Here is a 22,471-nt window from a genome sequence, read left to right on the forward strand (position 1 = left end):
GTGAACCAGATGCGTATCTCCAGGCTATTGAAATTATCCCTGATTGTGCTACTAATGTATATGCTCATGATACCTGCAAGTACAAACTATGTTCAATCAGCTCAAAGCTATCAATGGAAAAATATACCTATTGGTGGTGGGGGGTACGTTACGGGAGTGGTCATTCATCCGACTGAGCCTGATCTGGTTTACGCTCGAACTGACGTTGGAGGAGCCTACCGGTTGGATGCAGCTTCAGGAGATTGGATTCCACTACTTGATCATTTCGGAGATGAGGATAGCAATCTGTACGGCGTGGATGGAATTGCGCTGGATCAGCAAAACCCCAATGTCGTGTATATCGCGGCTGGGAAGTACGGCAATGTGGGACCAAGCGATATTCTGAAATCTACAGACCGAGGAGAAACCTGGATTCGAACCGGACTGAATCTTCGGAATGAATCAAATGGAAATATCCATCGAGCCATGGGTGAGAACATCGCTGTTAATCCAACGAACTCCAATTACTTGCATGTCGGTACGCGATATGATGGATTGTACACCTCCAGCGACGGTGCAGCAACGTGGAGCAAGGTGTGGGATGTACCGAGCGGGCTGTCCGGTGAGGGTATACGGAGTGTAGCCTATGGATTAAATCCCGTAACGAAGCAAGGCCAGGTTGTGTATGCAGGGGTTCGCGGCATTGGTGTGTATAGCAAAGCACCAAGAAGCAATGGGCAGACCACCTGGCAACTTACAGGGAGAAGTCCTGAATATCCTGCGCGTATGACTGTGGCAAAGAACGGAACGTTGTATGTTACCACTGATAATCAGGGCGTCTACAAGTTCAATGGTGTGCAGTGGACGAATATCACGCCAAGTTCCAGCTACTCGTCTTATTATGGGATCACGATCGATCCCCAAAACGATAATCATATCTTGGCAGCCGTTCGAACAGGCGGAGATAATCTGCCACTGTATCGTTCGGTAAACGGCGGACTGAGTTGGACAACAGTGAGCAAAACGCTGGTATCCAAACCATCCTGGTGGACACCCAACATGTTTTTCTCAGCGACATCCAGTATCAAGTTTGATCCACATAACCCGGGCACCGTATACGCTACAGACTGGTTTGGCGTGTACAAGACGGAAAATATCAATGGTACCAATGGATTGACTGGCAGTACTGCGAGTACTTGGGAAGCCATTACCGATGGTCATGAAGAAGTTGTCGCACTCACCGCATCCACACCACCTCAGGGTGTTTCATTTTTTAGTGGTTTAACGGATCAGGTCGGATTTAGACATAACAATGTAGACGATGTTCCTCTTAATAAAATCCCGCTCGCAGGTATGCGAGAAATTGTGAGTATTGACTATCATGAGGCAAATCCGAATTACATGATATTTCTGGGAAGCAGTGACTGGTATGGTACGACCACACGCTTATTTGTCTCTTCCAATAACGGAGTTACAGTAACCCCGGTAAACGTTCCGGCAGGCTCTACACTGGGGCGGGTGGCCTATTCAGCCATCAATCCAAATGTAATTGTTTATTACCCCCAGACCGGTAATCCGGTCAGAAGCACTGACCGTGGCGCAACATGGCAAAATATGAATGGTGCCCCTTTTCAAGCCATTGGGGGGAATATGGTCTTCGCCTATAATCATCCACTGGCTGCTGATCGCATCAATGGATATAAATTTTATATGTATGCTGCCGGTTATCTGTATCGGTCTACGGATGCAGGAGCCAACTGGTCCAAAGCGAATGCGGTTCGCCTTCCTATTAATACGGATATCAATACGAGCTTTATTAAAGTCGAGGCTGCACCTGGTGTGGCGAATAATGTATGGGTGAGTCTGGGAACCGATGGATTATATGCATCGACGAACTCGGGAAATACATTTTCCAAGATCCAGGGTGTGCAGAATTCCAAATTATTTGCCTTTGGTAAAGCGAAGCCAGGTAAATTAGTTCCAGCTGTCTATGTATACGGCACCGTAAATAACGTGAATGGATTCTTTCGTTCTGATGATATGGGGGCAACCTGGAACAATATAGGTCCTTTAGGTGCTGGAATTGGGCTGGGCAATGAACCGCAAATTATGGCGGCAGACCGGCAAATCTATGGTCGGGTATATGTAGGTACGAATGGCAGAGGCATGTATGTTGGTTCATTAGAATAAAGAAAGAGATATGAAAGTGGTGATGAATAATATGATGGAGGAGGGTTCAGGGCGCACGAGACAAAAGCATGTTCGAAGAACGTATGGATTTCTCATTGCTCTGCTGCTGATTGTGATCTGGATTATGGTCATCTGGTCCATGTCCACACAATCCTCTCAGCAGCAGGACATTCAGCCTTGGCTTCATAAATGGTCCCAAAAATTGCAAATCGGTTTTACGCTACCAGATGTGCAATTCACCTACGGGGAGTATGAGTATTCGCTGAAACAGAGGCCGTACGATTTTGCAGAGTTCATCTTTCGCAAGAGTGCGCACTTATTTGTATACGCTGTGCTCGCCGTGCTTGTGTACGGCGGGCTGCGATACAGGAGGACATCCATCATGACCTGTATCGTGTCTGCTCTGGCTGTGGTGTGTATCATCGCCTCCATTGATGAGTATATTCAGCAGTTCAGCCCAGACCGGACAAGCTCGATACGTGATGTTGGAGTGGACTTGCTCGGTGGCTGCTGTGGGATTGCTATATATGCCGGGCTTCAGTTTCTGATCCGCAGGATCAGAAAGAGAAAGCGTACTTCCATTCAAAGCGAGTGATTTCCCAGGAAATTAGATGCATCGTTCAGCTTCTACTTGTCTACCATCCATCATAAATATGGATGGAGGACAAGGAGGACTGGACATGCTGCGAAGAAGGAACAGGAATGCTTTGCTCAAGAAGATCGGGTTCATAGCGATCATAATGATATTGCTATGGTTGATCGGAAGAACCATTCCGTATTTGTTTCGGGCAGATACACCGGATGAAGCTGCGGCTGTTGCCGAAGAGTTCTACAAATATGAGCAGACGGGTGACTTCGGCAGTTCGTGGGAACTGTTTCATCCCTTGATGAAAGAGCGGTTTCCAAAGAGTGCTTACGTACAGAATAGAGCACATATATTCATGCAGCATTTTGGTGTGGAAACCTTTGAGCTGGAGATGGAGAAACCGGAGCGCGAGTTCGATGTAACAGTGGTGGATGGTGTGAAGCCATTCTCAGAAGCCTACAAAATCAGAGTTACTCAGAAGTACTCAGGTACCTTTGGACAATTCGATATTGTGCAGACCTGTTATCTGGTAGAGGATGGCGATGAGTGGACTTTACTCTGGTATTATCCGAATGAGAAGAATGAGGGTGCCTCGCAGGATAACAACAGTGAATAATTAAGCATCATTGTCAAAAAGACTGAAATTAAGTCATAATGATATTCACCCATACGTTGCACCGAATTGTATCATTTACCTAACACGATGCTCCATAAATGCGAGACTTTTGTCGCATTTATGGAGTTTTTTTTGTATTTTACCTGTTTTTATGGCTGTAAAGCCTTGACATTAGTCCCGGTGTCAAGTAAATTACGATGTAGATACAAAATGTATCAATTTTCAGCGTCTAACGACAAATAACAGGGACTTCTAAGCTCCTTGTGAGGGGAAGGAATATCATTGATCGAAACGGGCCGCTTTTACTGTGTCAGTTGTGGGATGATTGTGTCGGTCGCTAGAAGCTCTGTCGAAATGAAGGAAGAGGGCTATGGAGGCAATCACGTATTTCGCACCGGATTCTACCGGAGTGAAATGCCGCTTGGATGCTGTGAAGCGTGTGTAGTTGAAGTGAAACGTCAGGGGAAATCCCAGTTTGCGGGACAATATACTAAAGATTATGATACACTATGTGCATATGAGAAACGGGCATGACCTATATGCTCGTCCATGAAGGAGGGGATTGAATGCAGCAGGAGCCGGTCGTCCGGATTCAGGGCGTCAGCAAGATCATATCCTCCCGATCATTGGTCAGCGACCTGACTCTGGATATTTCTCCGGGGCAGGTTTTTGGTTTTTTAGGACCTAATGGCGCGGGAAAAACAACGACGATTCGAATGATGGTTGGACTGATGTCCATCAGTAAAGGTGATATTTTCATCTCGGGACACAGTGTGAAGAATGAGTTTGAGCAGGCGGTAGCGCAGGTCGGAGCCATTGTGGAAAATCCGGAGATGTACAAGTTTCTGACTGGATACCAGAATCTCGTTCACTTTGCCCGCATGTCGCCGGGAGTTACGAAAGAACGTATTGCGGAAACGATTGAGCGAGTGGGGCTCACAGCCCGTATCCACGATAAAGTCAAAACCTACTCACTGGGTATGCGCCAGCGTCTGGGTGTCGCGCAAGCGATATTACATAAACCGAAGCTGCTTGTACTGGATGAGCCGACCAATGGTCTGGACCCACAGGGCATACGGGAATTGAGAGATTATTTGCGTCAGCTTACCCAAGAGGAAGGCATTACGGTCTTCGTATCCAGCCATTTGCTGTCTGAGATGGAACTGATGTGTGATACCGTAGCCATCATCCAGAACGGCAAGTTAATTGATGTAAGAAACCTTCGGGCTGAAGCAGGTTCGGATGCATTGATTGAAGTTGCTTTTGAGCTGAATGATGCAGACCGCGCTGCGGATCTGATTCAGGGTGCTACTGTACAGGGCAATGTCCTGGTGGCACGGGTGTCTCGCGAGCAGATTCCGGATATCAATGCCAAGCTGGTTAGCGAAGGGTTTCAGGTATATGGTATTCGTAACGTGACTCATACCCTGGAAGAACAATTCTTGCAAGTCACTGGGGGTGGAGGCATTGGGTAGTTTCGGTAATCTGATATTGAATGAAAATATGAAAATATTCCGTCGTCCCCGTACCTGGATCATGTTATCGATCCTGGCGCTGATCTCGCTGTTAATGCCAGTGTTACTGCGAGAAGGCATGGGGTCCAATGAAGTTTTGTACTGGGAAGCGGCTGTGACGACCATCCAGATTACGTTTTTCTTGAACACGATCTTCTGTGTTGTGATTGCAGCGGAATCGGTCGCAGGTGAATTTACCTGGGGAACCATTAAGCTATTGCTGATCCGTCCATGGTCACGAAGCAAAGTTCTCGCTTCCAAATACCTGACCGTCATTGGCTTCAGTATTGTCAGTACATTGCTGGTCATCGCGATGGCCATGCTAACGTCTTATATCCTTTTCTCACATGATGCTCCGGGAGGAAGCAGTAGTCCGGCTACGAATGCTCTGACGCTATGGGGATATTTGTACGTCGATCTGTTCATTACGCTTGCGATTGCCTTCATGGTGTCCTCCGTATTTCGTTCAGGCGCACTTGCGATTGGATTATCCCTGTTCATTATGTTCTCACAAAGTATCTTCTCACTCATATTCAATCCGGACCGTTATGAGTGGGCCAAGTATGTTTTATTTAACAACATGGATCTTAGCAAATACATGACTTCCGGGGCGGAGTTTGCGCTTATGGGTGGTCCGAGTGCAGGAATGACACTGGGTTTCTCCATTGCAGTCCTGGCAGTGTATTATGTTATTTTCATGGTGATTTCCTGGGTTGTATTCAGCAAAAGAGATGTGGCAGGCTAACGCCTGCTTCTTTTTTTTGCTCCAATGCTGTTTTGGGAAGAAAAAAGTGTATATTCAGCATCGGCTGTGGCATGACTGTCATTTAAGGGTACTTATAAATGACTAGATATACATATCAACGCCGCAGTCACTTTGGCAACGCAGCGCATGGAGGGATCACGTTTCTTGATAAACAACAAGTTCTACCGCATCTGCACAGCGATTATTCTGCTGCTGCTCATCGTGTATCTGGGGGATAAAGTGAACTTTATTTTCAGCCCCCTGACCTCACTGATTCACATCATCATCATTCCGCTGCTGATTGCTGGTTTTTTCTATTATCTGCTGCGCCCGCTCGTCGATTATATGGAAAGGCATAAGATCAAGCGTGCATTGTCAGTTCTGATTATTTATGTCGTGACTGCATTAATACTTGCTGGTTTCAGTGTGCTGGTATGGCCTTCATTGAGAGAGCAACTGATGAATTTTGTGGAGAATGCTCCTGCGTTGGTTACTTCCCTCAGCGACCAGTTGAATGCACTTGAAAAGAGTAATTTTGTTTCCAGATATCTGCCTGATGATTCCAATCTATTCTCACGACTTTCCGATATTCTGAGCCAAGGGATCACTCAGGTAACCGATTATGTCTCCGGGTTATTCTCTGTGGTATCCAATCTGGTTATTATTCTGGCAACGTTTCCGATTATGTTGTATTACATGCTTAAGGAAGGCAGCAAATTTGGAACGAATCTCACCTTATTGTTGCCGAGACATTATCGGAAGGATGGGGAAGAAACCGTCCATGAGATCGATGAAGCACTAAGCAACTATATCGTTGGCCGGGTTATCGTTAATGTAGCCCTGGGGATTCTGATGTACATCGGTTTTCTCATCTTAGGTTTACCTTATGCGTTGCTACTAACTGTGGTATCGATTATTCTGAACTTTATCCCTTATGTGGGGGCTTTGCTGGCGGCTATCCCGGTCGTCATTGTCGCGTTTATCGAATCACCTTCGATGGCGATCTGGTCCCTGGTTATTATTGTGATCGCACAGCAAATTCAGGATAACCTAATCTCACCTTACGTCTACGGCAAGCAGCTTGATATTCATCCACTGACTACCGTTATTCTTTTGCTCGTAGGTGCCGATCTGGGGAATATTTTGGGTATGATCATCGTTATTCCGCTATATATGATCCTGAAAATTATAGTTCGCAGAATCCATTACCGGATTGTCGAAGATAAGACTGAAACTTAAATGAAATTGAAATACAACGCTGTCATGTGCCACTACTAATGTTTGCTCACGAATCACATCGATAAGCTAAACAGGATAAGCCGCATATCCATGGTGAAGGGTCAGGTAACTTGCCCTCGCGATGGATATGCGGCTTTTTTTTATTTTCAACCTTATTGCTCACTTATGTTATATCTGTTATACTTGATATATAACAGATAACAAAAGAAGGTGAACCCTTGATTATTCAACTGGATATGCAATCCGAACTTCCCATCTATTCGCAACTTGTTTATCAAATTATCGAAGGCATTGCTAGTGGTGAGTTACAGCTAGGTGAGGCGCTACCTTCGGTTCGGAATTTGGCAGCAGATATTGGTGTTAACCTTCACACGGTGAACAAGGCTTATACACTACTCAAGCAAGATGGATACATTCTTGTACATAGACAAAAGGGAGTTGTGGTAAACCCTGATGGAATGCCTGAATTAACGGATGATTTTTTGAAAAAGCAGCAAAGCGAATTAAGACCGATTATTGCCGAAGCGATATGTCGTGGAATGACCAAAGAGGAGCTAACTGCGGTATTAGACCAAATGTATGATGATGTAAAGATGGGTCACAACAGAGAATAAAGAATCAAGGGAGTGTTATGTATGCAACTATTTAGTATATTACCTATCATCTTAATCTTTGCTCCATTAGCCTTACTTCTATCCTTTACACCTTATTTGACGAGGGAAACCATTAGCTTTGGGGTTACGGTAAGTGAATATAATTACCACACACCCATCTTACGTAAGCTACGCAGTACGTTTGCTACAGTAAGTCTGATCGGAAACGGGATGGTTATCCTTGTCTGTCTGTATTTACTTCGATCTGCTAATGATGAGTCAACCGCAATAATCACCGGTGTTTGCACAATGATATTCATTGTGTACTGGTCAGCACTACACCTCTTATTTCATTTTAAAATGAAAAAAATAAAGGGAACACTTACAACTGTAGAAGCACCTCAAAGGGTTAAAATCGATACCACCTTCCGCCAAAATAAGCTCACCTATTCCAACTATTGGTTTCTCATTCATATTTCTATTATTCTAGCCATTGGGATCATTTCGATCCTGAATTATAAGGCATTACCTAACGTCATTCCAATGAAATATGATTTTCAGGGCAATGTCACTTCCAGTGTGCCTAAAACCTACCTCTCGGTACTGGCTATTAATCTGGTACAGCTAGGAATCATTGCACTTATGATGCTGGTGAACTGGAGTATCAAAACAAGCAAACAACAGCTTACTACGTCTAATCCGGCCAAATTTGCTGCTGAAAATATTCAATTCCGCCGTAAATGGTCCCTATTTACGATCATAACGGGGTTACTTCTTACCATTTTATTTGCCTTCATTCAGATCAATATGTTCGTCCCTAATCTGGTCTTGTTAACTGCTATTAGCCTTATCATTCCTGTATTGATCGTGTTAGGCGCTGTATTGCTGTCTCTTACAGGCAGACAAGGCGGTGGGAAGATTCGGAATCATCAGGAAGATCGCGAACGTTCCAAGGAGCAGCCTGTGAATGACGATGATTATTGGAAGCTTGGTTTCATTTACTTCAATGCCAATGATCCTTCTTTTACGGTAGAAAAACGTTATGGAATAGGCTGGACCATCAACTTCGCTCGTCCGCTGTCTTGGGTCCTGTTGTTATTCATCATTGCTAGTGTTGTTATAAGTATAGTCCTGAGCCAATAAATGCTCATAGATCTATGCATATCATAAAAAGAATTAGGAGGATTTATTATGATGAACCATTGGAAAAAGCTATTACTTTCTCTTACTTTCGTATGTCTCATCCTGCCGGTGACAGCCATCTCAGCAGCTGGTGAGAAACCCGCTGGTAGTGAAAATCTAGTTCCTATTCGTGAGATTGCAGAAAAGAATGGGGCAGAGGTATCGTGGCAGAAAAAATCAGGTGAAATTACAATACGAAAAAATGAGCTTACGATTGTAGTTAAGGTAGGAGAGAAACAGGCGATTGTGAACGGGCAAGTCATAGCCTTAAACAATCCTGTTCAGTTAACGAAAGGAGTTACCTTTATGGATGGGGAATTTCTTACGGAGACGCTGAAGGCAGCACCTGAGGACATATTCATTTCACTTATAAGTGAGGGGGATGGCAAGGAGGCTGCCAAGTATGTTCATACCTCTGTGAGTGGCGTGTTGTCACCCACGTTGTTGAGTCAGCTATGGGGAGCTTTAGAAGGACAAAATGGCAAAATTACAAGTGAAGCCACAGCTAAACACGTAGAAAATAACACAGTGCATCGCAATGTCACTTACACTTTTAAGACAGCGCTTACTCATTTAAATATTACAGTCAGAATGAATGATAACGGACTTGTGGATGACTTGTATATTGCTGCCGCTACGCCAGATGTTTATCAAAAACCAAGCTATGACGATCCATCTGCTTATACAGAGCAAGCTATTACCGTTGGGCAGGGTGATTTGGCTTTGCCCGGGACATTGACTTTGCCCAAGGGAGAGGGGCCTTTCCCGGTTGTCATTCTGGTACACGGATCTGGGCCTAGCAATCAAGATGCTGCTATTGGTGGTGCAAAGCCATTTCGCGATCTTGCGGTAGGTTTAGCTTCACAAGGCGTTGCTGTATTAAGATACGATAAGGTCACATATGAGCATACCTATAAGGTCGCTTCTCAGCCCAAATTCACATTAAAACAAGAGAGCGTAGATCAGGTAACCGATGCAGTGGAATTGCTAAAAAAGAATGCACATATTGATTCTACAGCGATTTTTGTAGCTGGACATAGTCAAGGCGGGTTTGCATTACCGTTAATCCTTGCTGAGGATAAACAACATGATATTGCAGGAAGTATTCTACTTGCTGCACCAAGTAGTAGCTTTGTGGATGTGCTTACCGAGCAGCAGGACGAATTGGTCGATCGGATGAAGCAGCTTGGTTTAGACACGGAGATCATTCAAGGGCAAGTTGATTTTTATAAAAATGCTGCTGCGATCGTTAAAGATCCTAAATATTCTAAAGATCATCTTCCTGAAGCGTTTCCACTTCAACCTGCTTATTGGTGGTTTGAGCAGAAAGATTATGTACCTGCGGAACTGGCTAAAACACAAAATATCCCCATGCTTATTATACAGGGTGAAAATGATGTGCAAGTGTCTATGAATCAATTCGAAAACTGGAAATCGGCTCTTCAAGGTCATTCCAATGTAACGTACAACAGCTATCCAAAGGTAAATCATCTGTTATCCAGCTATGATGGACTTTCCATTGGTCAAGAGTACGCTCAGCCATCTAATGTCTCCAAAGCCATTATTGATGATATTGCGAAGTGGGTATTAAAATAATATGGGAAAATGACATATTGAGCGAGAAATAATAAGAAGAGCACTTACCAATAGAGGCAAGTGCTCTTCTTATTGTATATAAAGTTGCTTTATTTAGCCAAATTAGGAGACTCTTTTTCGTCTTCATCGGTGTAATCAGACATGGTCAGTGGTTCCTTGGGAACAACGGCCACTTTGTAGAACCGATTTTTGTCTTTTTCCAGCAAAACAAAGATTAGATTCTCGAACTCATATTCTTCCTGTTCGTTCATCTCGGGACGATGGCTGTAGAGCCATCCACCAATGGTGTCCCACTCATCTGCATCCAGGCTGGACATAAACATGTCGTTCACCTTTGATAAGGAAACCTTGCCATCCATAATGACATAGTTCTCATTGATGACTTGGATATCTTCCACTTCGTCTGCGTCGAACTCGTCGCGGATCTCACCAACAATCTGCTCAAGCACATCCTCAATGGTTACAATTCCGGAAGTTCCGCCATATTCGTCGACTAGTACGGCGATATGTACGCCATCCTTCTGCATTTTCTTGAGCAAGTCCTTCACAGGAGTTGTTTCGTGAACAGCCGATACAGGCTGAATCAGGGAGGACAGATCGACAGGTTCATCGTTTCCGTAAAGCTCCAGGAAGAATTGCTTCGTATTAATGATTCCGATGATATCGTCTTTACTCTCATTGACTACCGGAAAACGGGTATATTGTTCTTCACGAATGATCTCCAGGTTTTCCTCGTTCGTTCTATTCACATAAAGGCAGACCATATCGGTCCGGGGTACCATGATTTCTTTGGCTAACATCTCATCAAAAGCAAAGATACGGCTTACATAACCGAACTCGGCTTGGTTGATTTTACCACTTTCAAAGCTTTCATTAATAATGATCTGCAACTCTTCTTCGGAGTGTGCATCTTCATGTTCAGAAGCAGGTTTGATTCCGAACAGTTTCACCAGTTGGTTCGCTGAGCCGTTTAACAGCCAGATAAAAGGATACATAATTCGGTTAAACCAGATGATAGGTGTAGACGTCAACAGTGCGACAGTCTCGGCTTTCCGGATTGCAATCGTTTTTGGAGCGAGTTCACCAACCACAACATGCAGATACGTGATGGAAGCAAACGCGATAACAAATGATAAGAATGAAGAAACCGCCTCAGGAATTTGCATGCTTTCGAACACAGGGTGGAGAATCTTCTCTACCGTTGGTTCACCCAGCCAGCCCAGTCCCAGAGATGTGATCGTGATTCCAAGCTGGCAGGCGGACAAATATCCGTCCAGATTGGCAACGGCCTGTTTAACAGCCAGCGCACGCTTGTTTCCTTCTGCAATCATTTGATCGATCCGGCTCGGACGAACCCGTACCAGCGCGAACTCCACTGCAACAAAAAACGCCGAAAGTCCTATCAAAAACGCAACCAATACTAAATTTAACGCATACCTCTCACTTTCCATTCACTGCTCTTCTCCTTTAGGTAATAAGTTTTTAACGAGTATTATATCTAATTTTACGTAAGAAGACCACCTTCTCATGAAGAAAAGAGGAAGAGTCTGGAAGGGGAACGGAGCAGATTGGCGTCACAATGCGGTTCTGCTTCGTGATAATTCTGATATGTAGAAGGTAACACAGTCAGAATATACAATCGATGCGCAGAAATTCGGATTACCAGAATCAAGTACTCCACGTGCTTATGTAAAGTTTTATCTAAGCAAACGTTACGAACAGGGGCTACATTGGGTATCTATGATTAGCTGCAGGCTTAATCGTCAAAGCTGTGTAAGTGAGAGAACGGCAAGGTCATGAAGCTTGCCACTTGAGGAGGAAGCCGAATGTTTTGGCTGGTCATTATATTAGTCGTATTTATTTTTCAGGCAGCCACGATTCTTTTGCTGGAATTTCGGAATCCGGCCAAAGCTGTGGCTTGGCTGTTTATTTTGTTCTGCGTGCCGCTGGTCGGTTTTGTGGTGTACTATTTCGTGGCCCAGGACTATAACAAACGCAAAAAACTTCGCAAAGGTGGATCACGGATCTTCCGGGAAATGAGGGAAACGATCTGGGAACAAGCCCACATCATTGGAGATGTTGAACAGATGCCTGGCAATCGTTACAACCACCAGCATCGATTGTTTAACCTGTTGTCTCATCTGTCGGAGAGCCCCATCACAGGTTGTAATCACAGCACGGTGCTCACGAACGGGGAAGAGGCATTCACTGCAATGTTGAAGGAGATGGAAAAGGCGAAGCATCATCTGCATGTGGAGTTTTACATCTTCCGGGACGATGTGATCAGTACGAAGTTTCAGGATGTCATGATTCGCAAGGCACAGGAGGGCGTGAAGGTTCGGTTTATCTGTGACGGTCTCGGCAGTCACAAGATGAGCTGGAGATTTATCCGCAAACTGCAGGATGCAGGTGTGGAGTTTCATTATTTTCTGCCGCCACTAATTGCAACGATTGACCGAAGAGTTAACTACCGGAATCACCGCAAAATTGTCGTTGTGGATGGACAGGTTGGCTTCGTGGGTGGCATTAATGTAGGTGATGATTATCTTGGGAAGTATCCGGAGATCGGTTTCTGGCGGGATACACATGTACAGATCGAGGGAGATGCCGTGTATTTCCTGCAAAGTACGTTCCTGAACGACTGGAAATTGGCTTCGGGTGAGCGAATTACTGAACCCCAGCTTGCGGAGTTGTTTCCACCTCATATCTGTAGCGGAGAAGAACGAATTCAGATTCTGGCCAGTGGGCCGGATCAGGACTGGGATGCCATTCAGGAAATGTGTTTTGGCGCCATTTCGGTAGCCTGTGACCGGATTTACATTACCACACCTTATTTTATCCCTGATCCTGCCCTGTACGAGGCACTCAAAACAGCTGCTGTCAGTGGGGTCGATGTGAAAATTATCATTCCTTATCAATCCGATTCCAAGCTTGTTCATCTGGCGTCACTTTCATACGTGGAGGAGCTGTTGCGAGCAGGTGTGCAGTTCTTCCAATATCGCAAAGGTTTTGTACATGCCAAAGTGATGATTGTGGATGAGTTGCTTGCAACGGTAGGCACGGCCAATATGGACATGCGCAGTTTTTTCTGTAATTTCGAGATGACGGCCGTATTGTTCGAGACCTCCCCGATTCATCGATTGGTTGCTGATTTTGAACGTGATCTCAAGGAATGCAGCAAGATCGACCTAAAGGTTTTTCAGGGGCGTTCAAGAGGACAAAAAGGCGCAGAAATGCTTTCTCGGATGCTTTCTCCGCTTCTTTAGCCGATTTAGGGCAGATTTCTGAAGATAAGTTCACTTTTTGTGAATTTATCTTCTTTTTGCTAAGTATTTTGCTCAAATTTGATCTTTTATGATATAATAGATATATAAATCATGTCTTGGCGAAGGAGGGGAGTCTGCGGGAAAACAGGCTCCCTTTTGCTCTCTTTTGAAAGTGTAAACCGGAATTAAGACAATCTTGAATCCATTTCATATAGCCTTTAGATGCTTGTGCTCGTACTGACAGGGTACGTATAGAATCGATCTTTGTGAACACGCACTTCTATATGTAGGTTCCCCCGTGGAGTATTTAAATGATTTATGAAATGGATTCACATACTGATCCAACGGGGGGGATACCATGTCCAATGTAACGGTTAAAGAACTGACATCCAAGCCTGACCGGGGCGTCAAAAGCTCGGTGTTTACATTAAAGCTGCTGCAACGTATTGTGATGATTCTGATCGGTGCTGCACTGATGGCTGTATCGCTTGAAGTGTTTCTCGTGCCAAATGGTGTTATTGATGGTGGGATTACAGGTATTTCAATTATGGTGTCGGAGCTTACACATCTGCCACTGGGAATATTCCTGACTTTGCTCAACTTGCCTTTCCTGATTCTGGGTTACAAGCAGATTGGTAAAACGTTCGCGTTATCCACGCTGCTGGGGATCGTGGTCATGTCCATCGGGACTTCATTATTGCACCATGTTCCTGCATTGACACCAGGGGAGCCATTGCTCGGAGCTGTATTCGGCGGATTGATCCTGGGTGTGGGGGTTGGACTCGTTATCCGGTCTGGTGGTTCACTGGACGGTACGGAGATTGTGGCCATCCTGCTTAGTGAGAAATCACCGTTGTCTGTAGGACAGATCGTATTGTTCATTAACGTATTTATTTTCGCGGGTGCAGGATTTGTGTTCGGCTGGCCGAATGCCCTGTATTCCATGATTGCATATTATATTGCGATGAAGATGATTGATATTGTGAATGAAGGACTTGACCAGTCCAAATCGGTATGGATCATCAGTGAGAAATATCGTGATATTGGTTCAGCTCTGACAGACCGTCTTGGCCGTGGTGTCACTTTCCTGGATGGAGAGGGTGGATTCAGCGGGGATGAGAAGAAGATCATCTTTGTCGTAATCACCCGTCTGGAAGAAGCGAAACTGAAGACCATCGTTGAAGATTGGGACCCGCAAGCCTTTGTGGCTATCGGTAACATCCATGATGTGAAGGGCGGACGTTTCAAGAAAAAAGGTATCCATTAGCGATTTATATACGCATGAATGATAATAGCCGACACCCTTGTAATGAGGGAGTCGGCTATTTTTTCTTCAAGTGCTTGAGAATGAGCTCCACCGGTTGGGGCTCAACGGCTGCGATCAGGTCACCGGTATCATTCAGGCGTTCAACAATGTTCATCAGATGGTAATCCTGGATGGAAACGTTGTTTCGAACCTCATCCCAGGTCAGTGGAGTAGAGACGGTGGCGCCTGATTTGGCACGTGGTGTATAGGGAGCTGCAAGGGTTTTGCCGCCGTAATGCTGGAGGTAGTCAAAATAAATACGGTCTCCACGGTCCTTTTTGAGTCGTTCCAGTGTGAACAGATTCGGGTGCTTCTGAGTGACATATTTACCAACAAAATAACCGATATCTCGCAATTCATCAAAGGTTATCCCTTGAATAATCGGAACGATGATCTGAACCCCTGTTGCGCCTGAAGTTTTGGGGATGGACCTCAGACCAAGGGAAGTCAGGGTTTCGCCAACGATGAGTGCAGCTTGCATGATCCGTGGTTCATGCTCCTGAGAGGGGTCCAGATCAATCATCCATTCACAGGGCAGATGGCTTCCCACGGTATGCAGAGAAGGGTGAAATTCAAGTGCAGCAAGATTGCCAAGCCATAACAATTCGGGGAGTCCATTCATGACCACATAGCGGATGCCGTCGTGTACTTCTGTCCGAACATAATCAGGGACAGGTTCAGGGGCATTTTTTTGATAGAAAAATGTTCCTCCAGCCCCGTGGGGATACCTTATGGTGGTGAGCAATCGATTACTTGTATATGTGAGCAGATAGGGAGCCAGAGCGGCCAGCTTTTGCAGATAGATGGCTTTGGTAACACCCGCATCCGGCCATAACAGCTTGTCCGGGTTCGTGACCGTTAGCTCGGTGCCTTCTATTATGATGGTTCCTTGGATCTTGGGGGCCATACGGAACACCTCCTATATGTCTAATCAATCGTTGAAATCAGGGGTTAAAACACGCTTGCAGCGATCTTTTCATCATTGAAGAAGCTGGTTCGCCAGGCAATCCTCGCGTGTTACATCCGCGAAGGTTTGAATACTGGGATGGCGTAGAGTGCGATGATGAGTCAGTTCCATATACTGCACTTTGACTCCTATTCGTGGTTCCACCCATGTGGTCTCTGCACTGCGCTCGGGTACATTGTGGAACGGTCTATCCTGCCTGATCAGAGGCTCCACTTGATGTGTGAGCTCCCGCCAGGTATTGGAGTTCAGCTTGCCCGTCCCGACATGACCAATATAGACAAAGTTAGGCCCGTCATATACACCAATCGCCACGGCATTCACAATACCACTTCGGTACGTGACTCCCCCGATCATGGCATATACATCATGCATGATTTTGACCTTCTGCCAGCGCTGGTCCTTGCCCTGAATGCCGTAGCTGCTGGTGAGATCCTTGCAGACGATGCCTTCCATCTGGTGTTCTCTCATGACCGTAAGCAGGGAAGCAGCATCAAGCGTATTGGTGACCTCCTGAACATGGGGAGCAGTGTTAAGAACCTCGTGCAGCAGGCGCTGTCGATCTGCCAATGGCTGATCTGTCACCCATTTCCCCTCATAGTACAGGATATCAAATACCATATATGTGATCGGAATCTGATGTATGGCCTGAGCGATGCCTTCGGGCCTACTCATACGATCCCGCCGTAGAACGTGATAAAACGAAGGTTTTCCGGTGTCCGGGTCCAGCGCAATCACTTCTCCATCCAAAATATAGGAGGAACCGGAGCACAGATTACGTGGTGTTACTAGTTCAGGATATTGTGCGGTTCGTTCATGTAATCTGCGATTCACCAGACGCAGCTCCTGCCCGTCCTCATAGGCAAGCATACGAACTCCATCCCATTTGACCTGGGCAATCCATTGCGGTCCTGTGGGCAGGGTATCCCGAGATATGGGTTCGAACGGAATCAACGGTTTGAACATGGAGAACTCCTTTCTCGTTCCAACCCGTTGGCACAGGTTAATTCGGAAGTTTGTTATATTTTTGGAAACGGGACTTCATGTGATGCACCAGTATGAGCAATAACGGAAGCGCTATACCGCAGGTCAGATCCCAGTCAATCCAATAGGGAATGATGACCTTGAGGTAAAAGTTCTCGTTCGGAGAGATCAGAATGGACATGGCGAGAATAAGCATCGAGCCCGGCAGGATCAGAGAACGGTGACTGGACAAGCGAAACAGGTGAGCGACGCCCAAGACAAAACTGTAAAAGAACAGTGCTGCTTTGAAGAAAACGGCAATAATCCAGACCGATGCCATGAAGGCTTCAATCCGTTGTATAAAGTTTCCGATATTGATCTGCTGTGAAAGGTTGAATGAGGCAAACCAGTGATGCTGGGTCATGAAGGGTCCCATGACGAGCAGACACATGCTCAGCGTCAGTGTAAGTAACAATCCACCAATGATCCCTGATAGCAGGATGTCCTTTTCCAGATGGGGCTCCTTTTTCGTATAGGGAAAGAGCATCATGAAGATGCACAGCTCGCAATAAGGATATGTGAGTACAGCAACAAAACCTTTGAGTGGACCAAGAAATCCCTGTGCAAGCACAGGTTGGATGTTGTTCAAATGGACTTGGGGGATGAGACACACCGTCAGAACAAGCAGAAACAAAACAATCAGAGGAAGAAAGACCTCAGCACCCTTACCGATGCTCTCCAGACCTGACAGAAGCCCCCAGACAAGCGCACATATAAAAACCAAATGCAAAATCATTAGTGGAGATTCCGGCAAGATCTGGGTAGACATAAAATCGCCAATTTCCCTAATGAACGTTGAGGTGCTGATCAGGAAATAAAAGAGATAAAAAGAGCTAAATAAGGCCCCAATCCAGGGTCCCAGTGTTTGAAGAGCGTTCTGTATCAGATTCAACCGGGGATGCAGTTTATAGGCAACAAGCATAATGAAGAGTATGCCGGAGCCGCCTGCGACTCCCAACAAGGCGGATAACCAGGCATCTTGCTGAGCGTAGGATGTAATCATGGAAGGAAAGACCAGAATTTGCTCCCCAATCGTGCACAGGAACATTAGTGAAGCGAGCTGCCTAACGGTCAAGCGCCCCTTTTCAATCATAGGTATCTCCTTAATGTATCTTGTCTGTGTATATGGATAGGATGCGCCAATTGTTCCAGTTTTATAAATAGGCAACCAAAAAGCCCGAGTAGATGACCTCTCTGTGATGTAGAGAACTCAGTTACCCGGGCTTGCTCATGTGACTTATGAGAGATTGAAATCGAATAATGCAAAATGCTGGATGTTAGGTAGAAATATACTTTAACGTGCAAACAAAATCAGTTTGCAGTGGTCAGACGGATACGGATATTCTGTGGATCTATTGTAAACCAGGTATCCTCCACTTGTGTAACGGCTGCGCCGGATCGACGCAATTGTTCAAGTGCCTGTTGTACTTCCTCCTTCGTGGCGTAAACAATGGTGAAGTAGTCAATTCCTGTAGCGTTATCCGGGTTAACAGGTGCGTTCACTCCCGCCCAGATATTGAGTCCCAGATGGTGATGATAGCCGCCGGCAGAAACAAATAGTGCAGACATGTTGGCGAAGTTACCTACGATATCAAAACCGAGTATGCCGGTGTAGAAGTTGCGAGCTTCTTCCAGGCTGCGGACGTGGAAATGCACGTGACCAATGACTGTGCCAGCAGGCAGACCCTGCCAAGGTTCATTCTCCGATATGGCAAAGAGACTTTCCACATCAACAGGATCACTTGCCATCACGTAATTATTGTCGCTATCCCGTTTCCAGGTGTCACGCGCTCGGTCAGCATAGATCTCAATCCCGTTCAGATCGGGATCGGAGATGTAGAAGGCTTCACTGACCAGATGATCTCCTTGGCCGATATCAATACCAGATGCAGCCAGATTACGCAGAGCAAGACCCAGGGACTTACGGTCAGGCAGCAGGATGGCAAAATGATACAAGCCTGCGTGTGAGCGTTCAGGCAGAGTAATTCCATCCGTCAGTTCTTCCAATCGCAGCAGAGACTGTTTTCCGTCCGCTGTTAACGTAGCCACTTTGCCAGTTCGCTCCAGCAACTTCAGTCCGACTACATCAGTATAGAACTGGATCGAACGGTCGAGATTCTTGATTCGTAGACTCACTTCACCCAGATGGGTTGTGGCAGGGATTTGATACGTTGTATTCATATTTATATCCTCCTGATAATGTGATTATAGATAATAGGGCTTAGCGTTTGATTGCATGTACGCGTTGAATCGAATTATTGGATTGCACTCGGTTGAAGCGAAAGTGCAACTTAACTGTATATTCATAAATAAGTTACTTTTCATAAGTTAATATAAAATATAAATCACCTTTCGTCAATCGTATTTTACGATTATAGCTGGAGTTTTATTGGCATGAATTGTTCCGATAGTTCTGTAAAAACAAAAAAATCCGACTGTAAAGCCGGACCTAAGTTGAATTCAATACATGAGGCAAAGCTTATAACGAAATCGTTCTTGCTTGGGCGACAATCAAACCTTTGGTTTGGGCGTGGCCTTTTTTCTTTTGGCTGGAGCAGGTGCGTCCGATTCTCCCCCGGCAACAGCTTGAGCAGACGTTTTTCGTGGTGCACGTTTCTTGGGCGTGGCCGTTGTTGTCCCAGGGTCAGCAGGAATGGGCTTCACGGCCTCGATGCTTGCCTGCAAGGCAGCCATCAAATCCATCACATTGGCTTCCGGTTTGGCTGGAGCAATCTTGATTTCTTCGCCTGCCACTTTGTGCTGGATAAGATCCAGCAGTTTGCTGCGATAGTCATCGGTGTATTTAGCGGGTTCAAAAGGGGTAGACAGTTGATCAATCAGCAGCTTTGCCATCGTGAGTTCCTTCTCATTCACGTTCTGCACTTCTGGCAAGTTGGGCACCTGGGAGACAGGACGAATCTCGTCGGGATAGAAAATCGTCTCCATGGAGAGGCAATCTTCCAGTACACGTATGGCAGCCAGACTGCTCTTCGAGCGGATGGAAATTTTGGCGATGCCAATCTTGCCGGTATCCCGCATCGCGTTCATCAACAGCTGGTAGGCATTACCCCCAGCCTGATCGGGCGAAAGGTAATATGTTTTCTGAAAATAGATCGGATCAATCTCAGTCAAGTCGACAAAATCCAGTATGGTAATGGTTTTGCTGGTGGAGTCATTAAGAGCTTCCAATTCATCTTTCTCAAAAAGTACGAATTTTCCCTTTTCATATTCATAGCCTTTGGTGATCTCTTCCCACTTCACGTCGACTTCACAGGATGGACATTGACGAACATAAGCGAGCGGGCTGCCGCAGACTTTATGGATGTAACGCATGGAGATGTCTTTGTCTTCGGTAGCCGAGAACATTTTGACAGGGACATGCACAAGGCCAAAACTGATTGCGCCTTTCCAGACGGTATGCATAGGTCGGCTCCTTTCAAAAGGGTACATTTTTATTCAATAGTATGGGCATCTGGTGCGAGGGATAATCGTCTTATGGACGAATGAATTCGTATGGTTCGGCGAGACTCGGGGATGATAACAGAAGTGATTTCGCAATGATTAAGCCGGGAGGTGCCGAAATGAGTAACAGACGGGATGAAGAGGAAGCGCATAAGCATGCTTTTACTCCGTATCCTCTTGCTGATGCCGAAAGCGCTGAAGAATTTTATACACCAGCTACAGCTGTGAATTGGGAAGCAGTCACTTCGGAAGAATTACCCCTTGACCGGGAGTCGTTCATGCTCGACATTGACCGGATGGTGAATGAAGGGTTAGGCGGGGGACAGGTTACGGAAGATAACGGTCATATTGGTGAAAGTACAACAGATAGCATGGTTCGTGAGTCACATGATGATCCGGAAGGGGAGTATGAATAAGATGATGGATGCAAAGCGCGCCAAAGCGATCTATGATTCCAAGGATACCATTGCTGTAACATTGGAAGGGGATCCGGTGTGGATTGAGAATGTGGATGAAGCCAATGGCATGGCGACCGTTCAGGTTGGCAGCAGGCCGGGAAATACCCAAACGGTACGTGTGGATCGGTTGGAGGAGTAGATACAGATAGAGCGTAGTGCTTGAGGAATTGGTGTGAAAAAAAGCTGGAATATGTACGTAAGATGGCCGGTACCGGGAGGTGCCGGTTTTTTGTTTTTCTAGAGGATGTCTGCAAACTCCGAAGGAAGCGAGTTTGTAGACATGGCCTAATAATGGACGTTTATATTTCCGCTTGTTTCCTTCGATGTTGCGGGGGAAGAAAGGGACCGATATAATAAGGTTCAAAGTGAACTCAGGCGGCTGGACCGCCAAAGGTGGGGCGAATATTGAATCAAACGCACGAGCAGTGGGTGTATGAATCCCATGGCATTGCAGATACAGAAGCGCTCGCGTCCGCACTCGCCAGACAGGCAAACGCCGGCATGGTGATTGCTTTGGATGGTGATCTGGGCGCGGGAAAAACGGCATTTTCACAAAAATTTGCCTGGCATTTGGGTGTACGTGATGTGGTGAGCAGTCCCACATTTACGCTAATCAAGGAGTACGAAGGGCGCCTGCCCTTGTATCACATGGATGTATATCGCATTTCGCTGGAAGAAGCGGATGAGCTTGGACTTGATGAATATTTCTATGGAGCCGGAGTCAGTCTGGTGGAGTGGTCAAGCATCATCCCCGAATTGCTGCCGCAAGAGCACTTGCATGTGCAGATTGAAACAACGGGCCTGGAGGATCGAACGATTACACTGGATGGGTACGGCGAGACTTATGCAGCCATGTGCCGACAGTTCAGACAGAATGGAGTCAAATGATGATGGAAGATTTACAAAAAGAGCCGCGTCAGCGGTTTTTGGCGTTGGATACATCCACCGCAGTGATGGCAGCTGCGATGATGGAGGATCATGCGCTTTTGGAAGAACGCAATGAACGGGCCGAGCGCAACCATTCGGTACACGTTGTACCGGTGATGGAGCAGCTGCTGGCCGCCAGCAGCACACAGCCTGGCCAGCTGGACGGCATCGCCGTTGGCGTTGGCCCAGGCTCGTACACGGGCATCCGCATTGCGGTGACCGCGGCGAAGACACTGGCCTGGGCGTGGGACATCCCCGTAGCCGGGGTGTCCAGCCTTCAGGCCCTCGCCTGGGGCGGCTGGCACAGCGGCCTCGCCGCCAAGGCAGAAGCTGCGGCAGAGGATGCCGCAGCAGGGGCTGGCGGAACGCCATCCGCGGACCAGGGCAGCACAGGTGCTGCCCCTGTCCACTGGATCGTTCCGCTTGTGGATGCACGGCGCGGTCAAGCGTGCACCGCGCTGTTTGCCTCCGCCGGGAGCGATGCGCCCCGGCGTCTGGCGCCTGATGCCATCCGCAAGATGGACGGATGGCTGGAAGCCCTCGCCGCCCGCATGGCGGAGGCGGCGCCGGAAGAGCGGCCCGCAGCCGTCTGGTTCGTCGGCGAGACGGGCCCTCATGCTGCGGCAGCGGCGGAGCTTCGCTGCCCCGCAGGAACGGCGCTCCAGCTCGTACCTTATGAGCTGGAAGGCCGCTGGGTTGGGCGCCTAGGCGCCGCCGCGCTGCTTGCAGGTCAGCGTGATGACGTGCATGCGCTGGTGCCGAACTACACCAAGCTGTCTGAAGCGGAAGCCAATCTGCTGCGCAAAGGCTAAAGGGGGAGGGGAA

Annotated in this window: 22 protein-coding genes; 16 read left to right on the forward strand and 6 right to left on the reverse strand. The window is 46.7% G+C overall.

Annotated features, from left to right (window positions below; all coding sequences use genetic code 11):
• Positions 1-27 precede the first annotated feature (27 nt).
• From NYE45_RS06295 to NYE45_RS06340, 10 genes are all read left to right on the forward strand, one after another.
• A complete protein-coding gene (locus tag NYE45_RS06295) occupies positions 28-2,169 on the forward strand; it encodes a hypothetical protein (RefSeq protein ID WP_340016063.1) in 2,142 nt (713 codons plus the stop codon).
• 10 nt (positions 2,170-2,179) lie between these two features.
• Positions 2,180-2,764: a VanZ family protein gene (locus NYE45_RS06300; RefSeq protein ID WP_340016064.1), complete on the forward strand. Its 585-nt coding sequence runs from the start codon at positions 2,180-2,182 to the stop codon at positions 2,762-2,764.
• Positions 2,765-2,849: 85 nt separating this feature from the next.
• The gene (locus NYE45_RS06305) at positions 2,850-3,371 is read left to right on the forward strand and encodes a hypothetical protein (protein WP_340016065.1); all 522 of its coding nucleotides are present in this window, start codon (positions 2,850-2,852) and stop codon (positions 3,369-3,371) included.
• Between the two features lie 282 nt (positions 3,372-3,653).
• Positions 3,654-3,905 (forward strand): hypothetical protein, encoded by a 252-nt coding sequence (locus NYE45_RS06310; protein WP_139331896.1) that lies wholly within the window; start codon positions 3,654-3,656, stop codon positions 3,903-3,905.
• Between the two features lie 32 nt (positions 3,906-3,937).
• Complete coding sequence (locus tag NYE45_RS06315) at positions 3,938-4,846, forward strand: ABC transporter ATP-binding protein (protein ID WP_062833055.1); 909 nt, start codon at positions 3,938-3,940, stop codon at positions 4,844-4,846.
• Positions 4,839-5,630, forward strand: coding sequence for a DUF2705 family protein (locus NYE45_RS06320; protein WP_339168921.1), 792 nt, complete (start codon positions 4,839-4,841; stop codon positions 5,628-5,630). Before NYE45_RS06315 ends, NYE45_RS06320 begins: the two co-directional genes overlap by 8 nt.
• A gap of 165 nt (positions 5,631-5,795) precedes the next feature.
• Complete coding sequence (locus NYE45_RS06325; protein WP_082762678.1) at positions 5,796-6,869, forward strand: AI-2E family transporter; 1,074 nt, start codon at positions 5,796-5,798, stop codon at positions 6,867-6,869.
• A gap of 218 nt (positions 6,870-7,087) precedes the next feature.
• Entirely contained in the window at positions 7,088-7,483 is a 396-nt protein-coding gene (locus NYE45_RS06330; protein ID WP_076331956.1) for a GntR family transcriptional regulator, read from the forward strand.
• A 339-nt stretch (positions 7,484-7,822) separates the two neighbouring features.
• The gene (locus tag NYE45_RS06335) at positions 7,823-8,605 is read left to right on the forward strand and encodes a DUF5808 domain-containing protein (RefSeq protein ID WP_340016066.1); all 783 of its coding nucleotides are present in this window, start codon (positions 7,823-7,825) and stop codon (positions 8,603-8,605) included.
• Positions 8,606-8,653: 48 nt separating this feature from the next.
• Positions 8,654-10,240: a stalk domain-containing protein gene (locus NYE45_RS06340; RefSeq protein ID WP_340016067.1), complete on the forward strand. Its 1,587-nt coding sequence runs from the start codon at positions 8,654-8,656 to the stop codon at positions 10,238-10,240.
• 89 nt (positions 10,241-10,329) lie between these two features.
• On the opposite strand, the gene NYE45_RS06345 is transcribed toward NYE45_RS06340, so the two are convergent.
• On the reverse strand, positions 10,330-11,691 hold the full coding sequence (locus NYE45_RS06345; RefSeq protein ID WP_340016068.1) for a hemolysin family protein: 1,362 nt from the start codon (positions 11,689-11,691) through the stop codon (positions 10,330-10,332).
• Positions 11,692-12,066: 375 nt separating this feature from the next.
• On the opposite strand from NYE45_RS06345, the gene cls reads away from it, so the two are divergent.
• Positions 12,067-13,506 (forward strand): cardiolipin synthase, encoded by a 1,440-nt coding sequence (gene cls, locus NYE45_RS06350; protein WP_340016069.1) that lies wholly within the window; start codon positions 12,067-12,069, stop codon positions 13,504-13,506.
• A 358-nt stretch (positions 13,507-13,864) separates the two neighbouring features.
• Positions 13,865-14,773: a YitT family protein gene (locus NYE45_RS06355; RefSeq protein WP_062833061.1), complete on the forward strand. Its 909-nt coding sequence runs from the start codon at positions 13,865-13,867 to the stop codon at positions 14,771-14,773.
• Positions 14,774-14,828: 55 nt separating this feature from the next.
• Here NYE45_RS06355 and ligD read toward each other — a convergent pair whose 3' ends face one another.
• The 5 genes from ligD to NYE45_RS06380 all read right to left on the reverse strand — a co-directional run bounded on the left by ligD (position 14,829) and on the right by NYE45_RS06380 (position 20,222).
• A complete protein-coding gene (gene ligD, locus NYE45_RS06360) occupies positions 14,829-15,719 on the reverse strand; it encodes a non-homologous end-joining DNA ligase (protein ID WP_340016070.1) in 891 nt (296 codons plus the stop codon).
• A gap of 72 nt (positions 15,720-15,791) precedes the next feature.
• A complete protein-coding gene (locus tag NYE45_RS06365) occupies positions 15,792-16,742 on the reverse strand; it encodes an RNA ligase family protein (RefSeq protein ID WP_340016071.1) in 951 nt (316 codons plus the stop codon).
• A gap of 37 nt (positions 16,743-16,779) precedes the next feature.
• The gene (locus NYE45_RS06370) at positions 16,780-17,892 is read right to left on the reverse strand and encodes an endospore germination permease (protein ID WP_340016072.1); all 1,113 of its coding nucleotides are present in this window, start codon (positions 17,890-17,892) and stop codon (positions 16,780-16,782) included.
• Between the two features lie 218 nt (positions 17,893-18,110).
• Positions 18,111-18,980 carry a VOC family protein gene (locus NYE45_RS06375; RefSeq protein ID WP_340016073.1) on the reverse strand — a complete coding sequence of 290 codons (870 nt, stop codon included), beginning with the start codon at positions 18,978-18,980 and terminating at the stop codon, positions 18,111-18,113.
• Between the two features lie 330 nt (positions 18,981-19,310).
• On the reverse strand, positions 19,311-20,222 hold the full coding sequence (locus tag NYE45_RS06380; protein ID WP_340016074.1) for a Ku protein: 912 nt from the start codon (positions 20,220-20,222) through the stop codon (positions 19,311-19,313).
• Positions 20,223-20,380: 158 nt separating this feature from the next.
• On the opposite strand from NYE45_RS06380, the gene NYE45_RS06385 reads away from it, so the two are divergent.
• The 4 genes from NYE45_RS06385 (at position 20,381) to tsaB (ending at position 22,458) form a co-directional block, all read left to right on the forward strand.
• A complete protein-coding gene (locus NYE45_RS06385; protein ID WP_175623716.1) occupies positions 20,381-20,677 on the forward strand; it encodes a hypothetical protein in 297 nt (98 codons plus the stop codon).
• Between the two features lie 4 nt (positions 20,678-20,681).
• A complete protein-coding gene (locus NYE45_RS06390; RefSeq protein WP_026081228.1) occupies positions 20,682-20,858 on the forward strand; it encodes an H-type small acid-soluble spore protein in 177 nt (58 codons plus the stop codon).
• Positions 20,859-21,124: 266 nt separating this feature from the next.
• Positions 21,125-21,607, forward strand: a complete 483-nt coding sequence (tsaE, locus tag NYE45_RS06395) for a tRNA (adenosine(37)-N6)-threonylcarbamoyltransferase complex ATPase subunit type 1 TsaE (protein ID WP_062833067.1) — start codon at positions 21,125-21,127, stop codon at positions 21,605-21,607.
• 2 nt (positions 21,608-21,609) lie between these two features.
• Positions 21,610-22,458 carry a tRNA (adenosine(37)-N6)-threonylcarbamoyltransferase complex dimerization subunit type 1 TsaB gene (gene tsaB, locus NYE45_RS06400; RefSeq protein ID WP_340016075.1) on the forward strand — a complete coding sequence of 283 codons (849 nt, stop codon included), beginning with the start codon at positions 21,610-21,612 and terminating at the stop codon, positions 22,456-22,458.
• Positions 22,459-22,471 lie beyond the last annotated feature (13 nt).

The sequence above is a fragment of the Paenibacillus sp. FSL K6-1318 genome, assembly GCF_037976905.1.
GTDB lineage: Bacteria > Bacillota > Bacilli > Paenibacillales > Paenibacillaceae > Paenibacillus > Paenibacillus amylolyticus_A.

What these genes read in the sequence shown, in the direction of transcription:
- NYE45_RS06300 (WP_340016064.1), top strand. Translation starts at nt 2,180, where the DNA reads ATGAAAGTGGTGATGAATAATATGATGGAGGAGGGTTCAGGGCGCACG.
- NYE45_RS06305 (WP_340016065.1), top strand. Translation starts at nt 2,850, where the DNA reads ATGCTGCGAAGAAGGAACAGGAATGCTTTGCTCAAGAAGATCGGGTTC.
- NYE45_RS06315 (WP_062833055.1), top strand. Translation starts at nt 3,938, where the DNA reads ATGCAGCAGGAGCCGGTCGTCCGGATTCAGGGCGTCAGCAAGATCATA.
- NYE45_RS06335 (WP_340016066.1), top strand. Translation starts at nt 7,823, where the DNA reads ATGAAAAAAATAAAGGGAACACTTACAACTGTAGAAGCACCTCAAAGG.
- NYE45_RS06340 (WP_340016067.1), top strand. Translation starts at nt 8,654, where the DNA reads ATGATGAACCATTGGAAAAAGCTATTACTTTCTCTTACTTTCGTATGT.
- NYE45_RS06345 (WP_340016068.1), bottom strand. Translation starts at nt 11,691, where the DNA reads ATGGAAAGTGAGAGGTATGCGTTAAATTTAGTATTGGTTGCGTTTTTG.
- cls (WP_340016069.1), top strand. Translation starts at nt 12,067, where the DNA reads ATGTTTTGGCTGGTCATTATATTAGTCGTATTTATTTTTCAGGCAGCC.
- NYE45_RS06355 (WP_062833061.1), top strand. Translation starts at nt 13,865, where the DNA reads ATGTCCAATGTAACGGTTAAAGAACTGACATCCAAGCCTGACCGGGGC.
- ligD (WP_340016070.1), bottom strand. Translation starts at nt 15,719, where the DNA reads ATGGCCCCCAAGATCCAAGGAACCATCATAATAGAAGGCACCGAGCTA.
- NYE45_RS06365 (WP_340016071.1), bottom strand. Translation starts at nt 16,742, where the DNA reads ATGTTCAAACCGTTGATTCCGTTCGAACCCATATCTCGGGATACCCTG.
- NYE45_RS06370 (WP_340016072.1), bottom strand. Translation starts at nt 17,892, where the DNA reads ATGATTGAAAAGGGGCGCTTGACCGTTAGGCAGCTCGCTTCACTAATG.
- NYE45_RS06375 (WP_340016073.1), bottom strand. Translation starts at nt 18,980, where the DNA reads ATGAATACAACGTATCAAATCCCTGCCACAACCCATCTGGGTGAAGTG.
- NYE45_RS06380 (WP_340016074.1), bottom strand. Translation starts at nt 20,222, where the DNA reads ATGCATACCGTCTGGAAAGGCGCAATCAGTTTTGGCCTTGTGCATGTC.
- NYE45_RS06385 (WP_175623716.1), top strand. Translation starts at nt 20,381, where the DNA reads ATGAGTAACAGACGGGATGAAGAGGAAGCGCATAAGCATGCTTTTACT.
- NYE45_RS06390 (WP_026081228.1), top strand. Translation starts at nt 20,682, where the DNA reads ATGGATGCAAAGCGCGCCAAAGCGATCTATGATTCCAAGGATACCATT.
- tsaB (WP_340016075.1), top strand. Translation starts at nt 21,610, where the DNA reads ATGGAAGATTTACAAAAAGAGCCGCGTCAGCGGTTTTTGGCGTTGGAT.